The sequence below is a fragment of the Amycolatopsis sp. 505 genome (assembly GCF_031625235.1).
GTDB lineage: Bacteria > Actinomycetota > Actinomycetes > Mycobacteriales > Pseudonocardiaceae > Amycolatopsis.
Genome location: NZ_JACKQP010000014.1, coordinates 188,348 through 208,655, shown reverse-complemented (window position 1 = coordinate 208,655; position 20,308 = coordinate 188,348). Strand labels below are relative to the sequence as shown.

Annotated in this window: 14 protein-coding genes and 3 pseudogenes; 9 read left to right on the top strand and 8 right to left on the bottom strand. The window is 72.2% G+C overall.

Annotation, left to right across the window (positions count from 1 at the left end; translation table 11 throughout):
• Window positions 1-23: 23 nt before the first annotated feature.
• From gltB to H5965_RS41070, 5 genes and pseudogenes are all read left to right on the top strand, one after another.
• Window positions 24-4,577 carry a glutamate synthase large subunit gene (gene gltB / locus H5965_RS41095; RefSeq protein WP_310976481.1) on the top strand — a complete coding sequence of 1,518 codons (4,554 nt, stop codon included), beginning with the start codon at window positions 24-26 and terminating at the stop codon, window positions 4,575-4,577.
• The gene (locus H5965_RS41090; protein ID WP_310976480.1) at window positions 4,570-6,078 is read left to right on the top strand and encodes a glutamate synthase subunit beta; all 1,509 of its coding nucleotides are present in this window, start codon (window positions 4,570-4,572) and stop codon (window positions 6,076-6,078) included. Before gltB ends, H5965_RS41090 begins: the two co-directional genes overlap by 8 nt.
• Before the next feature lie 162 nt (window positions 6,079-6,240).
• Entirely contained in the window at window positions 6,241-7,122 is an 882-nt protein-coding gene (locus H5965_RS41085) for a peptidase (protein ID WP_310976479.1), read from the top strand.
• A gap of 82 nt (window positions 7,123-7,204) precedes the next feature.
• Window positions 7,205-8,605 (top strand): annotated as a pseudogene (locus H5965_RS41075) (alpha/beta hydrolase).
• Between the two features lie 39 nt (window positions 8,606-8,644).
• On the top strand, window positions 8,645-8,956 hold the full coding sequence (locus H5965_RS41070; RefSeq protein ID WP_310976476.1) for a hypothetical protein: 312 nt from the start codon (window positions 8,645-8,647) through the stop codon (window positions 8,954-8,956).
• A gap of 8 nt (window positions 8,957-8,964) precedes the next feature.
• Here the strand turns inward: H5965_RS41070 and H5965_RS41065 are convergent, their stop codons facing one another.
• Entirely contained in the window at window positions 8,965-9,561 is a 597-nt protein-coding gene (locus H5965_RS41065; RefSeq protein WP_310976475.1) for a hypothetical protein, read from the bottom strand.
• A gap of 24 nt (window positions 9,562-9,585) precedes the next feature.
• Here H5965_RS41065 and H5965_RS41060 point away from each other — a divergent pair, with 24 nt between their 5' ends.
• Complete coding sequence (locus H5965_RS41060; protein ID WP_310976474.1) at window positions 9,586-10,977, top strand: class II 3-deoxy-7-phosphoheptulonate synthase; 1,392 nt, start codon at window positions 9,586-9,588, stop codon at window positions 10,975-10,977.
• Here H5965_RS41060 and H5965_RS41055 read toward each other — a convergent pair.
• Window positions 10,974-11,108, bottom strand: a complete 135-nt coding sequence (locus H5965_RS41055; RefSeq protein ID WP_310976472.1) for a LuxR C-terminal-related transcriptional regulator — start codon at window positions 11,106-11,108, stop codon at window positions 10,974-10,976. The two genes, H5965_RS41060 and H5965_RS41055, sit on opposite strands and share 4 nt — an antisense overlap.
• A 461-nt stretch (window positions 11,109-11,569) precedes the next feature.
• On the opposite strand from H5965_RS41055, the gene H5965_RS41050 reads away from it, so the two are divergent.
• Entirely contained in the window at window positions 11,570-11,776 is a 207-nt protein-coding gene (locus H5965_RS41050) for a hypothetical protein (protein ID WP_310976469.1), read from the top strand.
• A gap of 81 nt (window positions 11,777-11,857) precedes the next feature.
• Here the strand turns inward: H5965_RS41050 and H5965_RS41045 are convergent, their stop codons facing one another.
• From H5965_RS41045 to pknB, 5 genes are all read right to left on the bottom strand, one after another.
• A complete protein-coding gene (locus H5965_RS41045; RefSeq protein ID WP_310976467.1) occupies window positions 11,858-13,174 on the bottom strand; it encodes a wax ester/triacylglycerol synthase family O-acyltransferase in 1,317 nt (438 codons plus the stop codon).
• Window positions 13,175-13,360: 186 nt separating this feature from the next.
• On the bottom strand, window positions 13,361-14,065 hold the full coding sequence (locus tag H5965_RS41040; protein WP_310976465.1) for a hypothetical protein: 705 nt from the start codon (window positions 14,063-14,065) through the stop codon (window positions 13,361-13,363).
• Window positions 14,066-14,201: 136 nt separating this feature from the next.
• Complete coding sequence (locus H5965_RS41035) at window positions 14,202-15,698, bottom strand: SPFH domain-containing protein (RefSeq protein WP_310976464.1); 1,497 nt, start codon at window positions 15,696-15,698, stop codon at window positions 14,202-14,204.
• Between the two features lie 206 nt (window positions 15,699-15,904).
• A complete protein-coding gene (locus H5965_RS41030) occupies window positions 15,905-16,114 on the bottom strand; it encodes a hypothetical protein (RefSeq protein WP_310976463.1) in 210 nt (69 codons plus the stop codon).
• Window positions 16,111-18,135: a Stk1 family PASTA domain-containing Ser/Thr kinase gene (gene pknB, locus H5965_RS41025; RefSeq protein ID WP_310976461.1), complete on the bottom strand. Its 2,025-nt coding sequence runs from the start codon at window positions 18,133-18,135 to the stop codon at window positions 16,111-16,113. Before pknB ends, H5965_RS41030 begins: the two co-directional genes overlap by 4 nt.
• 103 nt (window positions 18,136-18,238) lie before the next feature.
• Between pknB and H5965_RS41020 the strand changes: the two genes are divergently transcribed.
• Window positions 18,239-18,607, top strand: coding sequence for an Rv2175c family DNA-binding protein (locus H5965_RS41020; protein ID WP_310976460.1), 369 nt, complete (start codon window positions 18,239-18,241; stop codon window positions 18,605-18,607).
• Between the two features lie 207 nt (window positions 18,608-18,814).
• Here the strand turns inward: H5965_RS41020 and H5965_RS46270 are convergent.
• Window positions 18,815-19,780, bottom strand: a pseudogene (locus H5965_RS46270) (MFS transporter); the annotation flags it as partial.
• Here H5965_RS46270 and H5965_RS41010 point away from each other — a divergent pair.
• Window positions 19,779-20,294: pseudogene (locus H5965_RS41010) on the top strand (CGNR zinc finger domain-containing protein); the annotation flags it as partial. The pseudogenes H5965_RS46270 and H5965_RS41010 sit on opposite strands and share 2 nt — an antisense overlap.
• Window positions 20,295-20,308 lie beyond the last annotated feature (14 nt).

The following is a 20,308-nucleotide window of genomic DNA, read 5'->3' as shown; positions in this document are numbered from 1 at the left end:
ACAAGACGACGAAGGAGGTCCCGTTGATCTTCTCCGCCATGCCCGGCAAGCAGGGTCTGTACGACCCGGAGACCGAGCAGGACTCCTGCGGTGTGGCCATGGTGGCCGACATCCGCGGGCGCCGTTCCCACGGCATCGTCACCGACGGCCTGGCCGCGCTGACCAACCTCGACCACCGCGGCGCCGCGGGCGCCGAGCCCACCTCCGGCGACGGCGCCGGCATCCTCCTGCAGCTGCCCGACGCGCTGCTGCGCGCCGAGGCCGGCTTCGAACTGCCCGCGCCCGACGAAGACGGCCACCACTCCTACGCCGCCGGCATCGCGTTCCTGCCCCAGGACGCCGAGCAGCGCCGCAAGGCCGTGGGGCTGGCCGAACGCATCGCCGTCGAAGAGGGCCTGGAGGTCCTCGGCTGGCGCGAGGTGCCGGTCGACGCCGATCGCGCCGACATCGGCCCGACCGCCCGCTCGGTCATGCCGCACTTCGCCATGCTTTTCGTCACCGCCGACGGAAAATCCGGCCTGGAGCTGGATCGGCTGGCCTTCTGTCTGCGCAAGCGCGTCGAGAACGAGAGCGCGAACGCCGGCTGCGGCACGTACTTCCCGTCCCTGTCCTCGCGGACGATCGTCTACAAGGGCATGGTGACACCGGAGCAGCTGCCCGCGTTCTTCGCCGACCTCCGCGACGAACGCCTGGAAAGCGCCATCGCGCTGGTGCACTCCCGCTTCTCCACCAACACCTTCCCGTCGTGGCCGCTGGCCCACCCGTTCCGGTTCGTCGCCCACAACGGCGAAATCAACACCATCCGCGGCAACCGCAACCGCATGCGGGCCCGCGAGGCGCTGCTCGAATCCGACGTCCTCCCCGGCGACCTGTCCCGGCTGTTCCCGATCTGCTCGCCGGACGCGTCGGACTCGGCGTCCTTCGACGAGGTCCTCGAGCTGCTGCACCTGGGCGGCCGGTCGCTGCCGCACGCGGTGCTGATGATGATCCCGGAGGCGTGGGAGAACCACGCCACCATGAAGCCCGAGCGCCGCGCTTTCTACCAGTTCCACGCCAGCCTGATGGAGCCGTGGGACGGCCCCGCGTGCGTCACCTTCACCGACGGCAGCCTGGTCGGCGCGGTCCTGGACCGCAACGGCCTGCGCCCGGCGCGCTGGTGGCGCACGGCCGACGACCGCGTGGTCCTGGCCAGCGAGGCCGGTGTCCTGGACGTCGCCCCGAAGGACGTCGTCGCCAAGGGCCGGCTCAAGCCCGGCCGGATGTTCCTGGTCGACACGGTGGCCGGCCGGATCGTGGACGACGAAGAGGTCAAGTCCGCGCTGGCGAGCGAGCTGCCCTACGACTCGTGGCTGCACGCGGGCCTGCTCCAGATCGCCGAGCTGCCCGACCGCGACCACGTCGTGCAGAGCCACGACTCCGTGCTGCGCCGCCAGCTTTCCTTCGGCTACACCGAAGAAGAGCTCAAGATCCTGCTCGCGCCGATGGCCGAGAAGGGTGCCGAGCCGATCGGCTCGATGGGGTCGGACACCCCGCCCGCGGTGCTGTCGCAGCGGTCCCGCCTGCTCTACGACTACTTCAAGCAGAACTTCGCCCAGGTGACCAACCCGCCGCTGGACGCGATCCGCGAGGAGCTCGTCACCTGCATGGCGCGGATCATGGGCCCCGAGCGCAACCTGCTGGCCCCCGGCCCGGCGTCGTGCCGCCACCTGAAGCTGCCGTACCCCGTCATCGACAACGACGAGCTCGCCAAGCTCATCCACATCAACGACGACGGCGACCTCCCCGGCTTCGCCTGCAGCGTCCTTTCCGGACTGTACGAAGTGGACGGTGGCGCGGAAGCGCTCGCGGGCGCGATCGAGCGCGTCCGGCGCGAGGCGTCCGAGGCGATCGCGGCCGGCGCGCGCACGCTCGTGCTGTCCGACCGCGACTCCGACCACCGGATGGCGCCGATCCCGTCGCTGCTGCTGGTCTCCGCGGTGCACCACCACCTGGTCCGCACCAAGGAACGCCTGCGGGTCGCGCTGGTCGTCGAATCCGGTGACGCGCGCGAGGTGCACCACATCGCGCTGCTGCTCGGCTACGGCGCCGCCGCGGTCAACCCGTACCTGGCCTTCGAGACCATCGAAGACATGATCTCCCAGGGCGCGGTCACCGGCATCGAGCCCGCCAAGGCCGTCCGCAACTACGTGTACGCGCTGGTCAAGGGCGTCCTGAAGATCATGTCCAAGATGGGCATCTCCACGGTCGGCGCGTACACCGCCGCCCAGGTCTTCGAATCCCTCGGCCTGAGCCAGGACCTGCTCGACGAGTACTTCACCGGGACGTCGTCGAAGCTCGGCGGCGTCGGCCTGGAGGTGCTCGCCGAAGAGGTCGCGACGCGCCACCGCCGCGCGTACCCGGAGAACCCGACCGACCGCGTCCACCGCGGACTCGAGACGGGCGGCGAGTACGCCTACCGCCGCGAGGGCGAGCTGCACCTGTTCACGCCGGAGACGGTGTTCCTGCTGCAGCACGCGTCCAAGACCGGCCGCGACGAGGTGTACCGCAAGTACACCGACGAGGTGCACCGCCTCTACCGCGAGGGCGGCACGCTGCGCGGGCTGTTCTCGTTCAAGGACGGCGTCCGCGAGCCGGTGCCGCTCGACGAGGTCGAGCCCGCCGAAGCGATCTTCAAGCGCTTCAACACCGGCGCGATGTCCTACGGCTCGATTTCGGCCGAGGCGCACGAGACCCTGGCCATCGCCATGAACCGCATCGGCGGCCGGTCCAACACCGGCGAGGGCGGCGAGGACCCGGAGCGGCTCTACGACCCCGAGCGCCGCAGCGCGATCAAGCAGGTCGCGTCGGGCCGCTTCGGCGTCACCAGCGAATACCTGGTGAACGCGGACGACATCCAGATCAAGATGGCGCAGGGCGCGAAGCCCGGCGAGGGCGGCCAGCTGCCGCCGAACAAGGTGTACCCGTGGATCGCGCGGACCCGGCACTCGACGCCGGGTGTCGGCCTCATTTCTCCGCCGCCGCACCACGACATCTACTCCATCGAGGACCTGGCCCAGCTGATCCACGACCTCAAGAACGCCAACGAGCACGCCCGCATCCACGTGAAGCTGGTGTCCTCGCTCGGTGTCGGCACGGTCGCGGCCGGCGTGTCCAAGGCGCACGCCGACGTCGTGCTCATCTCCGGCCACGACGGCGGCACCGGCGCGTCCCCGATGAACTCGCTCAAGCACGCGGGCACGCCGTGGGAGATCGGCCTCGCCGAGACCCAGCAGACGCTGCTGCTCAACGGCCTGCGCGACCGGATCACCGTGCAGGTGGACGGCGCCATGAAGACCGGGCGCGACGTCGTCATCGCGGCGCTGCTCGGCGCCGAGGAGTACGGCTTCGCGACGGCCCCGCTCGTCGTCGCGGGCTGCATCATGATGCGCGTCTGCCACCTCGACACGTGCCCGGTCGGCGTCGCCACGCAGAGCCCCGAGCTGCGCAAGCGCTACACCGGCCAGGTCGAGCACGTGGTCAACTTCTTCAAGTTCGTCGCCGAAGAAGTCCGCGAAACCCTGGCCGCGCTGGGCTTCCGCACGCTGGACGAGGCCATCGGCCACGCCGAGCTGCTGGACACCGACGAGGCCGTCGACCACTGGAAGGCGGCCGGGCTCGACCTGAAGCCGATCTTCGAGATGCCGTCGGAGACCCCGTACGGCGGCGCGAAGCGGCGCACCCGTGGCCAGGACCACGGGCTCGAGCACGCCCTGGACCGCACGCTCATCCAGCTCGCCGAGGCGGCCCTGGAAGACGCGCACCACGTCAACATCGAGCTGCCGGTGCGCAACGTCAACCGGACCGTCGGCACGCTGCTGGGCTCGGAGATCACCCGCCGCTACGGCGGCGACGGCCTGCCCGAGAACACCATCAACGTCAAGCTCACCGGTTCGGCGGGCCAGTCGCTCGGCGCGTTCCTGCCGCGCGGCGTCACCCTCGACATGGTCGGCGACGCGAACGACTACGTCGGCAAGGGCCTCTCCGGCGGCCGGGTCGTCGTCCGCCCCGACCCGGAGGCGACTTTCGCCGCCGAGGCGCAGACGATCGCGGGCAACACGATCGCCTACGGCGCCACCGGCGGCGAGATCTTCCTGCGCGGCCAGGTCGGCGAGCGGTTCTGCGTCCGCAACTCCGGCGCCACGGTCGTCGCCGAAGGGGTCGGCGACCACGCCTTCGAGTACATGACCGGCGGCCGCGCGGTGGTGCTCGGCCCGACCGGGCGCAACCTGGCGGCCGGCATGTCCGGCGGCATCGCCTTCGTCCTCGACGTCGACGCGAAGAAGGTCAACCAGGACATGGTGGACCTGCTGCGCCCGACCGCCGACGACCTGGCGTGGCTCAAGAAAACCGTGCAACAGCACTACGATCTCACCCGCTCCGCGGTCGCGGCTTCGCTGCTCGGCGACTGGCCGCGCCGGTCCGTGGCGTTCACGAAGGTGATGCCGCGCGACTACCAGCGGGTCCTGGACGCGGCGAAGGCGGCGCGCGCTGCCGGCCGCGACGTCGACGAGGCGATCATGGAGGCCGCTCGTGGCTGACCCGACCGGTTTCCTGAAGTTCGAGCGCGAAGAGCCCGCGAAGAAGTCTTACGAGGAAAGGCTTTCCTCGTGGGGCGAGGTCTACGCGGACGTCGACCCGAACGAGCGCAACGAGCAGGTGCGCAAGCAGGCGTCGCGGTGCATGGACTGCGGCATCCCGTTCTGCCACTCCGGGGGGTCCGGCTGCCCGCTGGGCAACCTGATCCCGGAGTGGAACGACCTGGTCCGCCGCGGCGACTGGGCCGCGGCGAGCGACCGGCTGCACGCGACCAACAACTTCCCCGAGTTCACCGGGAAGCTGTGCCCGGCGCCGTGCGAGGCGGGCTGCGTGCTGTCGATCTCGCCACTGTCGGGCGGGCCGGTGTCGATCAAGCGCGTCGAGCAGACGATCGCCGACCAGTCCTGGGAAGCGGGCTACGTCCAGCCGCAGGTGTCCGAAGTGTCCAGCGGCCGCCGGGTGGCGATCGTCGGCTCCGGGCCGGCCGGGCTCGCCGCCGCCCAGCAGCTGACCCGCGCCGGCCACGAGGTGACGGTGTTCGAGCGCGACGACCGCCTCGGCGGGCTGCTGCGCTACGGCATCCCCGAGTTCAAGATGGAGAAGAAGGTCCTCGACCGGCGCCTGGCGCAGCTGCGCAAGGAGGGCACCCGGTTCGTGACGGGCTGCGAGGTCGGCGTCGACCTGTCGGTGGAGGACCTGCGCGCGCAGTACGACGCGGTGGTCCTGGCGGTCGGTGCCCTGCGCGGCCGCGACGACACGACGACCCCGGGCCGCGAGCTGGCGGGCATCCACTTGGCGATGGAGCACCTGGTCCCGGCCAACAAGTTCGTCGAGGGCGACGGCCCGCCCGCGATCGACGCCCGCGGCAAGCACGTGGTGATCATCGGCGGCGGCGACACGGGCGCGGACTCCTACGGAACGGCAACACGCCAGGGCGCGCTGTCGGTGACGCAGCTCGACCAGTACCCGATGCCGCCCTCGGTTCGTGACGACGAGCGGTCGCCGTGGCCGACGTGGCCGTACATCCTGCGCACGTACGCGGCGCACGAGGAGGCGGGCGAGCGCAAGTTCGCGGTGGCGGTGCGCCGGTTCGTCGGGTCTTCCGACGGGCGCGTCACGGCGGTGGAGCTGCAGCAGGTCCGCGTCCAGAAGGATCCCTCTTCCGGCCGTCGCGAGGTCATCCCGGTCAACGACGAGGTCGAGACGCTGCCGGCGGACCTGGTGTTGCTGGCGATCGGCTTCGAGGGCGTCGAGGAGATGCCGCTGCTGTCGGGGCTCGGGTTGTCGTTGACCCGCAGGGGAACGCTGTCGTGCGGCGCGGACTGGCAGACGGAGACGCCCGGGGTGTTCGTCTGCGGTGACGCGCACCGCGGAGCGTCGCTGGTGGTCTGGGCGATCGCGGAGGGCCGCTCGGTGGCCAACGCGGTGGACACGTACCTGACGGGCGCGTCGGACCTCCCGGCCCCGGTGCACCCGACGGCGTTGCCGCTCGCGGTCGTCTGATCTTGTTCCACGCGAAGGCCCCCTCGCCGCTGGTGAGGGGGCCTTCGCCGCGTCCTGAAAGCGTTACGCCGAACGGCGGCTGTGCACTCTGTACACAGACAACTACTTTCGAGTAGCTGTGTCGCCTTTGCGACGATTCACTTCTGCGGAAGGTGGGGCGTCTTGAAGCACACGAAAACCGCGGTGGTCACCGCCATCCTCGCTCTCGCGTTCGCCCTGGTCGGCACCCCGGCCCAGGCGGCACCGAAACCCTTCTGGACGCCCGATGCCATGCGGGCGGCCGTCCCCATGGAGTCGCTCGTCAAAGCCCCGGAAGTCACGCCGAAGGACGTGGCCAAAGGGCAGAGCGCGATCATCCGGAGCATTCCGAACGGCGGGGGACCCTGGACCGGCGGCGGCAAGGTCACGCAGACCGCCGGGCGGGTGTTCTTCCTGTTCAACGGCCAGAAAGCGTCGTGCTCCGGGGACGCCGTCACCAGCACCAACGGCAGCGTCGTCGTCACCGCCGGGCACTGCGTGAAGTACCAGGGCAGCTGGCACACCCAATGGGTCTTCGTGCCCGGCTACAACAACGGCAACGCCCCCTACGGCCAGTGGACGGCGAAGACCACCCTCACCACGCCGCAGTGGGAAGCCAGTGAGGACATGAACTACGACGTCGGCATGGCCGTCGTCAACCCGCTCGACTCGCAGCGGCTCACCGACGTCGTCGGCGCGCAGGGCATCGCCTTCAACCAGCCGAAGAACCAGAACATGTACACCTTCGGCTACCCCGCCGCCGCGCCCTACGACGGGACGAAGCTGGTCTACTGCAGCGGCAGCACCTTCACCGACTTCCTGCTGACCAAGGACCACGGCATGAACTGCAACATGACCGGCGGCTCCAGCGGCGGTCCGTGGTTCCTGTCGTTCAACGAGGGCACCGGCACCGGCGTGCAGGCCTCGGTGAACAGCTTCGGCTACACCTTCCTGCCCGGCTACATGTTCGGGCCGTACTTCGGCACCGACGCGCAGAACCTGTACAACCGCGCGCAAGCCGCGTGACCGCACGTCAGCCCAGGGGCGGAGCACGAGTTCCGGTCCCTGGGCTGACGTCCGCGCGCGGCGGGCAGGCCAGGCTCGGGGCATGCGGAAAACCCTGATCGCCCTGGTGTTCCTGCTCGCCGCGCCCCCGGCGGAGGCGGAGGCGGAGGCGGCACCACGGCTCCAGTGGACGACTCCCTGCCCGGACTACGGCATGTCGCCGTCCCCGACGGCCGGCCTCGAATGTGCCACCCTGCGCGTTCCGCTCGACTACGCGCACCCGGACCGGACCATCGAGCTCACGCTCTCCCGCCACGCCGCCGCCCCCGGCGAGAAACGCGGCGTGCTGCTGATGAACCCCGGCGGGCCGGGCAGCCCCGGGCTCGCCATGCCCGCCCAGCTGCTGTAGCGGATGGGCGGCTCCGGCCTCCCGGACGTCTACGACGTCATCGGGTTCGACCCCCGCGGCACCGTCTACAGCACCCCGGTGACCTGCGGCATGACGACGCCGGAGGAGCGCGGCGCGGTCCTCGGCCCCTATGCGGACGGGCCGCGGGACGTTCTCGCCACCGCGGCGAAAGCGCGGGCCGTGGCCGCCAAGTGCGGCAGTGCGTCCACAACGGACCTGCTGCCGCACATGACGACCGCGAACACCGCCCGGGACCTCGACCGGATCCGGGAAGCACTGGGGGAGAACAAGATCTCCTACTACGGCGTCTCCTACGGCAGCTACCTCGGCGCCGCCTACGCGTCGATGTTCCCGGCCCGCACCGACCGGATCGTGCTCGACAGCGTCCTGGGCCCGCGGGGCCTCGACGTCCGCGCCAACCAGCGCTTCGCGGAAGGCTTCGACGACCGCTTCCCGGACTTCGCCGCGTGGGCGGCCGAGCGCGACGACGTCTACCACCTGGGGCGGACGCCGGCCGCGGTGACGGCGAAGTTCTTCGAGCTCGCCGCCGTCCGCGGGCCCGGATTCCGCGCGAACACCTGGAACGGGCTGTACGACGACGCCTCCTTCCCCGCCGTGGCGCGGGACTGGGCGGGCACCGCGCGCGCCGCGGCCGGGCCGCTCGACGGCGACAACCACGCCGCCCTCCAGCTCCAGGTGCTCTGCAACGACTCCGACTGGCCCGAGCAGGTCGGCTACTACCAGCACGCGGTCGAACGCGAACGGGCGCGGCACCCGATGTTCGGCCCCGCCGCGGCGAACGTGAACCCGTGCGCGTTCTGGCCCGTCGAGCGCGCCGAGCCGCCGGTGCGCGTCGGCGGCCCCGGCCCGGCGAACGTCCTGCTGGTGCAGAACCGGCGCGATCCGGCGACCCCGCTGTCGGGCGCGCGGGAGACGCGGGCGGCGTTCGGGGCCCGCGCGCGGATGATCACCGTCGACGCCGGCGGGCACGGCGTCTTCACGCGGGAAAACGCTTGCGGAAACGAAGCGGTGCTGAGCTATCTGCGTGACGGGGTCTTCCCGGCGGCGGACGGTTCCTGCCAGTCTGAGCGGTGAGGGGGACGATTCCCCCTCGGGGGAATGAGGGGAAAAATCATGAAAAGAATGCTGTTCTTCGCCGTGTCCGTGCTGGCCGCCGCCCTGCTGGCCGCCCCCGCGGCGTCGGCCCGGACCACGTTCTGCATTCCGGAAAGCCTCCGATTGCTCGGCACGGACGGCAACGACCTCTGCCTCGGGGTGCCGACACCGTCGATCACGCCGCCGTTCACCGCGTTCGCCGAACAAAACGGCAGTCAGGACACCTGGTGCCTGTACACCGGCCCGAAATACAGTGGATCGATGCTGCGCGTTCCCGCCTTCTCGAGCGCCACCGTGTTCGCGACGTTCGCCTCGGGACGGCCCTGCTGAGCCCGGGGTCAGCGCAAGGCGGTGAGCAGCGCCCAGTAGCCGCCCCCACCGACGACGACCCCCATCAGCAGGCCGGCCAGCACCTCGGGAGTGGTGTGGTCACGCAGCGCGACGCGTGACCACGCCACCCAGGCCGCGGGCAGGGCGAGCAGCAGCGCCCACGGGCCGTACGTCAGGGCCAGCACGACGACGGCGGCCGAGGCGACCGCGGCGTGCAGGGAGATCTTGAACTTCGCGCCGAAGGTGATCGCCACCGCGACCAGCAGGCTCGCCAGCATCGACGCCGCCAGGGCGACCAGCGGCGCGGGTGCGCCCCCGGCCAGCAGCACGGCGAAGCCGAGGCCGAGCGACACCCCGGCGGCCAGCAGCGGGACCCGGCGGCCCGCCCGGTTCGTCACGTGGTGGCCGTCCCACCGGCCGCGCCTGGCCCCGCGGACGATCACCGCCATCGGGATCAGCGAGCCGGTGACCGAGATCAACAGGCCCCAGCCGAGGGTCGGCAGCGGCCGGTGGCCGGTCGCGGCCCAGGCGACGGCGAGGGGCAGCGTGAGGACCCAAACCCAGGGTGCCAAGACCTCGGTGGCAAACCTGGCGAAGCGGAGCACGGCGCAAACCTTATATTGGTCTGCGTGAACTGGACTGTGGACGTCCCCGTCGACACACTGCCCGAGCTGCCGCCGCTGCCGCCTGAACTGCGTCAGCGGCTCGACAAGGCACTGGCGCTCCCGGCCGCGCAACAGCCGGAGTGGCCCGATCCCGAGGCGACCCGCCGGGTCCGCGCCGTGCTGGAGAGCGTGCCGCCGATCACCGTCCCGGCCGAGATCGACCGGCTCAAGGGCCAGCTGGCCATGGTCGCCCGCGGCGAGGCGTTCCTCCTGCAGGGCGGGGACTGCGCGGAGACGTTCGAGTCCAACACCGAGCCGCACATCCGGGCCAACCTGCGCACGCTGCTGCAGATGGCGGTCGTGATGACCTACGGCGCGAGCCTGCCGGTGGTCAAGGTCGGCCGCATCGCCGGGCAGTACGCGAAGCCGCGCTCGGCCGCGACGGACGCGCTGGGCCTGCCGGTGTACCGCGGCGACATCATCAACTCCCTGGTCGCCAAGCCCGAGCTGCGCGTGCCGGACCCGGGCCGGATGATCCGCGCCTACGCGAACGCGGGCGCCGCGATGAACCTGGTCCGCGCCCTCACCGCGGCCGGCATGGCCGACCTGCACCAGGTGCACGACTGGAACAAGGACTTCGTGTCGGCCTCGCCGGCGGCGCAGCGCTTCGAGTCGCTGGCCAACGAGATCGACCGCGGCCTGCGGTTCATGTCGGCGTGCGGCGTCACCGACACGTCGCTGCAGTCGACCGAGATCTTCGCCAGCCACGAGGCGCTGCTGCTCGACTACGAGCGTTCGATGCTGCGCCTGGACAACGCCGACGTGGCGAACCCGAAGCTGTACAACCTCTCGTCGCACTTCCTCTGGGTCGGCGAGCGGACCCGGCAGCTGGACGGCGCACACATCGCGTTCGCCGAGCTGCTGGCCAACCCGATCGGGTTGAAGATCGGCCCGACGACCACGCCGGCGCAGGCCCTCGAGTACGTCGAGCGGCTCGACCCGCGCTTCGAGCCGGGCCGGCTGACGCTGATCGCGCGGATGGGCAACGGCAAGGTCCGCGAGGTGCTGCCGGCCATCGTGGAGCAGGTCGAGGCGTCCGGGCACAAGGTCATCTGGCAGTGCGACCCGATGCACGGCAACACCCACGAGTCGTCGACCGGCTACAAGACCCGCCACTTCGACCGCATCGTGGACGAGGTCCAGGGCTTCTTCGAGGTGCACAACAAGCTGGGCACCTACCCGGGCGGCATCCACGTGGAGCTGACCGGCGAAGACGTCACCGAGTGCCTCGGCGGCGCCCAGGAGATCTCGGACGTCGACCTGTCGGGCCGCTACGAGACGGCCTGCGACCCGCGGCTGAACACGCAGCAGTCGCTGGAGCTGGCGTTCCTGGTCGCGGAGATGCTCCGCGGCTAGACCGGGGCCAGGCCCGCGGTCCGGGCCGGGGTGATCGCCTCCGCGCGGCCCCTGGCCCCCAGTTTCACGCTGATCACCGACACGCGGTTGCGCACCGTCTTGGGCGCGATCCCGAGGCGGCGCGCGATCACCGCGTCGGCGACGCCGCCCGCCGGTCCGGCGCGGCGCGGGGGACAGCAGCAGCCGGGGGATCCGGTCGGCGAGGCCGTCGCCGAACACGACCGCGCCGGCCGCGACGTTGCGGATCGCGCGCGTGACGTCGGCCGGCCCGGTGTGCGCGGGCAGGTAGCCGCGCACCCCGGCCCGCAGAGCGCCGGTGAGCGCGACGTCCAGCACCAGGACGTCCGGCCGGTGCTCGAGCACGGCCTCGATCGCTTCCGCGCCGGTCGCCGCGGTGGCCAAGTTCCGGCCAGGACGACGGTGGTCATCCGCCGACCGGGACCGGCGGGCCTTGCCAGACGTTCTCGCGGGTCATCCGGCCGTCGCGGAATTCGCAGACGTGCAGCAGGCGGAACGTCACCCGCTCGACCGCTGGTTCGAGCAAGGCGGCACGTCGGCGGAAGCGCCGGTCCGCGGCCAGAGCCGGATCCGCATGACGCGGCAGGTCCTCGAGCCGCTCGAAGGCAAGCTGCCGCCGGAGGAGTACCGCCGGCTGACGATGCCCCTGATGCTCGTCTACGGCGTCGAGGCGCTGATCGTCACCCGGGACGCCTGTCACCTCGAGCCGGACGAGGCCACCGAGGTGATGCGCTGGGCCGTCCAGGTGCTGATCCGGGCGGCCACCGAGCGTCCGGTGTGATGTGGAGGCGGTAGCGGTCGGCCCAGTCCGGGCGGTTTGCCGGCGACCATGAAGGTCTCGGCCGCTGCGGCGCAGCTCCAGCTAGGAAGCGTCGAGCAGCCGGGCGGCCGACTTCAGGACCGCGTCGCGCAGGGAGCCCACGTCCGGCACCGCCGCGCCGTTGACCTGCAGACCGATGTGGACCGAGTCCCGGTAGGTCGCGACCGCGATGCCCACCGCGTGGCGCGGGGCCAGCGGCACGAACGGGTAGATCTCCGCCAGCCGGGCGCCGTCGAGCGAGAGCCGCGTCGGGGGCAGCGGGACGGTGGTGATCACCAGGTCGAACAGCATCGGCGCGGCCTGGCCCGCGGTGCGGGTGCCGAGGCGGTGCAGCAGCGGCGGGACGCGCCCGGCCAGCAGCGGCAGCGCGCCGGCCCCGCGGCTCGGGCCCGCCGCCTTGTTGCGGGTCATCGCCCGGCGGACCACCCGCAGCCGCTCGACCGGGTCGTCTTCGCCGACCGGCAGGTCGCAGAGGTAGCCCGAAAGCTTGTTGCCGCCGAGCTGGTCGGCCGCCCGGCCGCGCACGCTCACCGGGATCAGCGCGCGCAGCGTGCGGCCGTCGGCGCGCTGCCCGCGGTTCACCAGCCACTCGCGCAGCGCCCCCGACAGCACCGCCAGGACGACGTCGTTGGTCGTGCCGCCGTGCGTGCGGCGCACCCGGCGCAGCTCGGTCAGCGGCAGCCGGACGAACCCGAGGCGCCGCTCGGCCGACGGCGGGGCCGACACCGGCGAGAGCGGCGGGCGCGCGGCCCGCACGAGCGACGACGCGATCCCGGCGGTCTCGTTCGCCTGGCCCCACACCGTGCCGAGGGCGTCCTTCACCGTGTCCAAAGTGGAGCGCGGGGCGGGGATCGGGCGGGCCGGCGCGGCGATCCGTTCCGGCAGCTTGACGCCGTCGAGCAGCCCGGCCGCGACCGCGTACGCGCCGGCGCCGTCGGTGAGCGCGTGGTGCAGTTTCAGCAGCAGCGCGAACTTCCCGTCCGGCAGCCCGGTGACGAGGGTCAGGTGCCACAGCGGCCGGGTCGTGTCGAGCGGCTCGGCGATCCACCGCGACGCGTACGCGGACAGAGGGTCCGGTTCGTACAGTGAGCTCAACACGACGTGGTGAATGTGGTCGCTCGCAACAAAACCGGGGTCGTCGCTCCAGCGGGCCGAGCCGGGCGGGAACAGTTCGGCGCGCGCCCGCTGGCGCAGCTTGGGCAACCGGGCGGCCCGCTGCGCGAGCAACGCCGTCAGCGCGGCCGGGTCGAGGTGGCCGCGGGCGGTGAAGGTGACCACCGCTCCCATGTGCATCGGGGTGGTTTCGCTTTCCAGGCACAGGAAAGCGACGTCGAGTGCGCTGAGCGGCGAGCCTGCCATGGGCGACCTTTCCGGGTTCGCGGGGGGCGCACGGCCACGTGCGTCGGAAGGGAAGGAACCCACTGCACCAGCCCGACATGACGGCCGGGTGGTCGAAGTGTTTCCACCACGCTAACGAGCGGCCCCGTTCATCCATTCGAGATACCCCGGGCCGCGGTGCCCGGGCTCACAGATCGAGAAGACGGTTCATTCCCCCGGAGCAGGCCGGGGTGCGTCCGCCTGGGCGACCGGCGCCCCCCAATCGGGGGTGAGCGCCACCTGCTTGCCGACGCGGCGCACCGGCAGGCCGTTCACCTGCCGCCGGCCGAGCCCCGGCCAGATTTCCGCGGCGTCCTTCGCCGCGGAGCGGATCGCGCCGCCGTCGAGCGTCGTGCGGGTCTCCGGGATTTCGCGGTCCGTCCACTGCACGACCAGCTTGAGCGGGCCGGCCGAGGGGAGCGGCCACAGGAAGACCTCGTGCTCGACGGCGAAGCGCGTGCCACCGACCGGCGTGGCCCGCAGCACCGGGGCCTCCGGCTCGGACGCGGACGGCACCGAGATCGTCTCGGAGCTCGCCCGGCTGCCGTCGGCGTAGAGCACGCCGATCAGCAGCCCGTTGTAGTCGGGCTTGCGCCGGTGGTCGATCAGCCCCTCGGCGGGGTCGTCGACCAGGCTGTCCCGCGAGTACACCGTGACGCGCAGGGTCAGCGCCTCCGGCCACACCTCGATGGCCCGCAGCGCGACCACCGTGCGTTCGGAGCGGCCCAGTGGCTGCGCCCACGGCAGCACCGCCGGGACGATGTGCTCGCGCGGGGGATCGGTCCAGTGCCGTCCGTTGAACGCGTAGAGCTCCTGCTCCGGGACGGGGAACAGGGGACGCTCGCGCGGACCGCCGGTGAAGAAGCTGCTCATCGGGCGGCCCGCGACACGCTGTCCGGCACCATGCGCCCACGGTAGGACAACCGCCCGGGAATTTCCGCCCCCGATCGGGCGTACGGCCCCTGCTTCCGGTGATCCCGGACACAAGGGCCGTACCCAGCGTGACCTGTCAATCGCTCAGTTTGAGTTCGCCGTTGCGCCGGGCGGTCTCGTCTTCGGCCGGCTTGCCCATGGCGTCCATGAGCTGCCGGGCCAGGCCGAGACCGGTCCCGCCGAGCGAGAGGGCCTTGGCGAACATGTCGGACATGCCGTCGGCGCCGTTGAGCACGACCATGTGGTCGACGTTGCCGAACGCGCTCGCGCCCGCCTCGACGATCTCCGGCCAGCGCTCGGCCAGCTGCTGCGCGACGACGGCTTCCTGGTTCTCCGCCAGCGCCGCGGCGCGCGCCTTGATCGCGTCGGCTTCGGCCAAGCCTTTCGCTCGGGCCGCCTCGGCTTCGGCGAGGCCGCGCGCCTTCGCGGCTTCCGCCTCGGCGAGACCGCGGGCCTTGGCCGCGGCGGCCTCGGCTTCACCGGTGGCCCGGGTCGCGCCCGCCATCGCCTCGGCGCGGGCCTTGGTGGCTTGGGCCTCGGCCTCGGCGGCGGTCTTGACGCGGGTGGCGTCCGCCGCGGCCCGCAGCTCGGTCTCCTTCGCCTCGGCCTGGGCCTTGGCGATCGAGGCGTCGCGGGCGGCGTCGGCGGTGGTGCGGGTGTCGTAGGCCTTCGCGTCGGCCGGCTTGCGGACCTGCGACTGCAGCCGCTGTTCGGCCAGCGCGGCCTCCAGCTCAGCGGCCCGGGTCTCCTGGACGACGACCTCCTGGCGCGCGGTCGCCTCGGCCAGCGGACCGGACTGCGACGCCTTCGCCCGCGCCTGGTCGACCTCGGCCTGGTAACCGGCCTGCTGGATCTGGCTTTCGCGGACGGCGGCCGCCTTCTTCGCGGCGGAGACCTGCTCGACCTCGGCGGCCTCCTGGTCCCGCTGCGCCTCGGCGATGCGGGCCGACGCGGCGACCGCGGCGGCGTGCGGCTTGCCGAGGTTGAGGATGTACCCGGACTCGTCGTCGATCTCCTGGATCTGCAGCGAGTCGACGATCAGCCCGAGCTTGATCATCTCGGTGGCCGAGGACTGGCGGACCTCGCCGGTGAGCGCGTCCCGGTTGTGGATCATCTCCTCGATGGTCAGCCCGCCGACGATCGAGCGCAGGTGGCCGGAGAAGAGCTCGTGGATGGTGTCGTTCATGCCCTTCTGCTGGTCCAGGAACCGGCGGGCGGCGTTGGCGATCGAGGCGTAGTCGTCCCCGACCTTGTAGATGACGACGGCCCGCACGGTGACCGGCAGCCCCTGCTTGGTGACGCAGGAGACCTGCAGGTTGACCCCGCGCGTGTCCAGCGACAGCCGCCGCGCGGTCTGGAACCCGGGGATGACGTTCACCCCGCGGCCGGTGATGATCTTGAAGCCCAGGCTGTCCGCGGTCTCGGCCCGGTCGACGCGGACCCCGAGCCCGGAGATGATCAGCGCCTCGTTCGGTTCGGCGACCTTGTAGAGCAGCCGCAGGATCCCGAAGACGACGATCAGGACGGCGATGACGCCACCGGCCGAGACCAGCAGGATTTCGACGAGACTCATGGCACCGACCCCCTCGCTTTTCTGTTGTGGGTGTGTTGGTGCCTCTTCGACGCCGTCAGCGGGTCAGCGGTTGCCACCGTTCGACGGGGAAATCGCGGCCGCGCCCCGGCGGAACGTCGCGAATGACTCATTCGGGACGTCCGAGGTCCCGAATGAGTCATTCGCGGCACCGGAAGCCGGGCGGAGCGGGGCCGCCGAGCCCGTCGTCAGCGGGTCAGCGGTTGCCACCGTTCGACATAAACCGTCCGCGGCGGTTCGAAGTCCACCACCAGCACCTGGGTGCCGGAGCTGAACGTCTCCTCCGGGTCCGCCGGGTACGCGTAGAACGCCTCCGTGCCGCCGCGGACGTTCAGCAGCACTTCGCCGATGAGGCCGGGGCCGATCGTGCCCGTCACGCGGCCTCGGCTGCCGATCATCCCCCGAAGCCCTTCAGCTTGACCTTGGAGTTCTTCGCCACGAACGTGCCCGGCTGCGGGTCCTGCTGGAACACGAAGTCGAACCCGCCGCCACCGCCGTTGCCGCGCCCGCGGCCGCCTTCGCGGTCGGCCTTCAGACCGGCCTGCTCCAGGATCTTCTGGGCGTCGTCGAACGAGCGGAACCGGACGTCCGGCACCTGGACCGCGTTGTTGACGAACACGCCGATCCGCTTGGCCTTCGGCTGGGCGTTCGCCGGCGGGTCGGTCCGGGTGACCGCGCCGGCCGGGACGTCCTGCTTGAACTCCTCGCCCGCCTGGAACGGCTCGAACCCGGCCTGCTGCAGCAGCTGGAAGGCCTCGTCCTTGGGCCGGCCGGTGACGTCCGGGACCGGCGGCAGCGGGATCGGGCCCTTCGACACGATGATCGTGACCTGGCCGCCGATGGTCAGCTGGCTGCCCGCCGACGGCGTCGTGCGGATGACCGCGCCCTGCGGGACCTCGGCGTCGAAGTCGTCGCCGCCGCGGACCGGGGTCAGCTGCGAAGCCTTGATCGCCTGCTCGGCGTCGGCGAGCGCGGTGCCCGGCTGGATGTCCGGCACCTGCGGGCGGCCCTTCGACAGCACCACCGACACCGTCGCGTTCGGCGACAGCGTGGTGCCCTCGGCCGGGTCGGCGCGCAGCACCGTGTTCGACGGTGCGGTGTTGTCGTACTCCTGGCTGAACTGCGGGTTCAGCTTCACCGCCCGCAGCGCGTCGCCGGCCGCGGCCTGGTTGAGCCCGACCAGCTTCGGCACCCGCGCGGTCTTGTCGCCGCCGGTGTCGGTCAGGATGAACGCGAACGCCCCGATCAGGCCGCCGAGCAGCAGCACCGCGGCCGCGATGACGAGGATCCGCTTGCGGTTGTCCTGCGGCGGCTTCTCCGGCTCGGGCCGGCTCCGGCGCCGCGGCGGGGGCGGCGCCACGGGCGGCACCCGGGTGGTCGCCGGCCCGGCGGCGTGGCTCAGCGCCCGCGTCACGTTCGGGCGGTGCACCGGCATCGTCTTCTCGGTGTCCGGCACCTGCGGGATCCGCGGCAGCGTGCGCTCGGTGTCGGCGAGGTCGCCCTGGCCGTGCGACACCGGGATCGGCACGGTCACCGGCAGCAGCCCCAGCTGGGCGCGCACCGCGGTCAGCTCGGTGAGGAACTCCCCGGCGTCGGCCGGCCGCAGCCGCGGGTCGCGGCGCGTCGCCCGGACGACCAGGTCGTCGAGGGCGGGCGGCAGGTCCGGGCGCAGCCGGCTCGGCGGCGGCACGTCGTCGTTCACGTGCCGGTAGGCGACCGAGATGGCCGTGTCCCCGGTGTAGGGGACCTGGCCGGTCAGCATCTCGTAGAGCAGGATCCCGGCCGAGTAGACGTCGCCGCGCGCGGACGCCGCGCCGGTTTCGACCTGCTCGGGGGCGAGGTAGGCGACCGTGCCGAGGATGACGCTCGAGCTGGTCGTGCCCGCGCTCGCCACGGCCCGCACCAGGCCGAAGTCCGCCACCTTCACCGCACCGCCGGTGTGCTGCCCGACCCGGCCGATCAGCACGTTCTCCGGCTTCACGTCCCGGTGCACCAGCCCGGAGGCGTGCGCGGCGGCCAGCGCCGACAGCACCGGCTCGGCGACGCTCAGCGCCACCGCGACGTCCAGCGGGCCCTCGTCGTCCAGCAGGTCGCGCAGCGTCCCGCCGTCCACCAGCTCCATCACCAGGAACGCCAGGCCCGACTCCGCACCCGGCGGCAGGTCGAAGCCCTGGTCGTGCACCGCCACGACGTGCGGGTGGTGCAGTTGCGCCGCGGACTGCGCCTCGCGCACGAACCGGTCCACGAACGACCGGTCGTCGGCGAAGCGCGGGTCCATGATCTTGATCGCGACCGGACGGTCCAGCCGGGTGTCCGTCCCCCGATAGACGGAAGACATTCCGCCGTGGGCGAGCAGCCGGTCCACCCGGTAGCGCCGCTCCAAGAGCGTGCCGACCAGGCTGGGTTGGGTGCGTGTCACGAGTATGGATCGTACGGAATCGCACACGCCTCGTGGAGGAGACCTCGCGGGTCACCCGTGCGCACTAGCGGGTGAGGGGACGGAATGTGGCACAGTGTCACCTGTGAGTGGGATTCCTGTCGCCGAAGACATCCTCGACACCGCCATCGCGGTCCTTCCGCTGGCGGAGGTGGCGACCGTCCTCGGGACTTCGGCCAACAAGGTGCGGCAGATGCTGCGCGACGGGCAGCTGATCGCGCTCAAGCGCGGCGGCGAACTGTGCGTGCCCAGCGATTTCTTCGTGAAGGACGGCGTCGTCAAGGGCCTGACCGGGACGATCACCGTGCTCGCCGATTCGGGGTTCTCCCGGACCGAGATGCTGCGGTGGCTGTTCACCGCGGACGACACGCTGCCCGGGAGCACGCCCATCAACGCCCTGCGGACCAGCCACGGCACCGAGGTCAAGCGGCGCGCCCAGGCGATGGCGTTCTGACCCGCAGCTCTTTCGGGGGTCCGGGTGGCGGAGCCCCCGGCCCGGGGCGAAGCCCCGGATGTCACTGCTGATACAGCTCGCCGCGGCGCTCAGCTGAACAGCCGCCGCGGCGATCAGGCACGCCGGCAGCGACCACGCGGCCAGTGGCCCGGCCAGCGCCGCGCCCGCGGCCAGCCCGGTGATCTTCACGCTCGCCGCCGTCGTGAACACCTGCGCGCGGACGTGCTCCGGTGCCTCCCGGTGGCGGATCGCGAACAACGCCGTGAGCTGCGGACCTTCGGCGACTCCGGCCAGTACGGCCGCGACGGCGACGCCGTGCCCGGTCGCGGCCACGAGGCAGCTCACGGCCAGCAGGAGGGCGCTCAGCCAGACGATCCGGTCGGGCGTCCACGGCAGCGGCTTCTTCGCGAAGACGGCGTTGGCCAGCAGGGAGGCCACGGCCAGGACGGCCAGCAGCAGGGCGCCGTCCGCCGGGCCGCGCAGGTGCGCCGCGCCCAGGAGGGGATAACAGACGGTGACCATGCCGATCCCCGCGCAGGGGATCGTCGAGGCGACGGTCGCCCGCCGCAGCGGCGCGTTGCGGACCAGGACCCGGAAGCCGTCCCTGAGGCGCGACTTCCTCGGCGTCCGCTTCGGCAGGAACCACGCCACGGGCATCGCCACGGCGACCATGCCGACCGCGGCGACCAGGCCGGCCGAGCCGCCGAGGAGCCCGGCGAGCCCGGGCCCGGCGAGGGCGGCGGCGGTGAACGTCATGGCGTCGAGCCGGCTGGCTTTCGGCAGCGCCGGCCCGGCGACGGCGGGCAGCTGCGCGGTCCAGCCACCGGCGATGGCGGGGTTGAGCAGCCCGGCGACGACCGCCACCCCGACGACGGCGAGTAGCGGCAAGTGCCCGAAGAGGGCGCTGACCAGCGCGATCCCGCCCGCGTACCCGCCCAGCGCGACGGCGAGCAGCCGCCCGGGGTGAGCGCTGCGATCCAGCAGGGCGCCGAACCCGGGCCCGCCCACGGCGGCGGCCGCGGTCAGCCCGGCGAGCAGGGCCGCGCCGGCGTGCGGGCCCGCGGTCATCCCGAGCAGCAGCAAGGCGGGACCGGACAGCTCGTCACCGGTCCGGGCGAGCGTGGCGCCGAGCAGGTAACGGCTTATCACTGTCGAGACGTTACAGTGAGGCATGGCCTTTCCGCACCGGGATTCCGTGCAGCGCGCTGTCGACCTGCTGAACGTCCTGCTGGTCCCGTCCCCCGACCCGGCCGCGGTGGCGCAGGTGCTGCGCAATCACGGCGAACCGGAGGTCTCGCTGTCCCCGGAGGACATCGCGGATTTGCGGGCGGCGGCCCGCGAGCTGCGCGAAGTGTTCGCGGCGCGCGACGTCGCTTCGGCGGCTTCGGCGCTCAACGCGTTGTTCGCGGCGTACGCGGGCCCGCCGCGCCTGACGAACCACGAAGAGGGCTACGGCTGGCACCTGCACGCGGACGCGGCCGACGACGGGCCGTGGGGAGCGTGGCTGGTGACGTCGTCGGCGCTGGGGCTGGCGTCGCTGCTGGCGGAGCGCCAGGGGGTGCCGGGCGGGCTGTGCGCGTCACCGACGTGCGGGAAGCCGTTCGCCCACACGGGCGGGGGAAGCCCGCGAAGGTACTGCTCGCCCCGGTGCGCGACGCGCGAACGCGTCGCCGCGCACCGGGCGCGCGGGCCGGGACCACG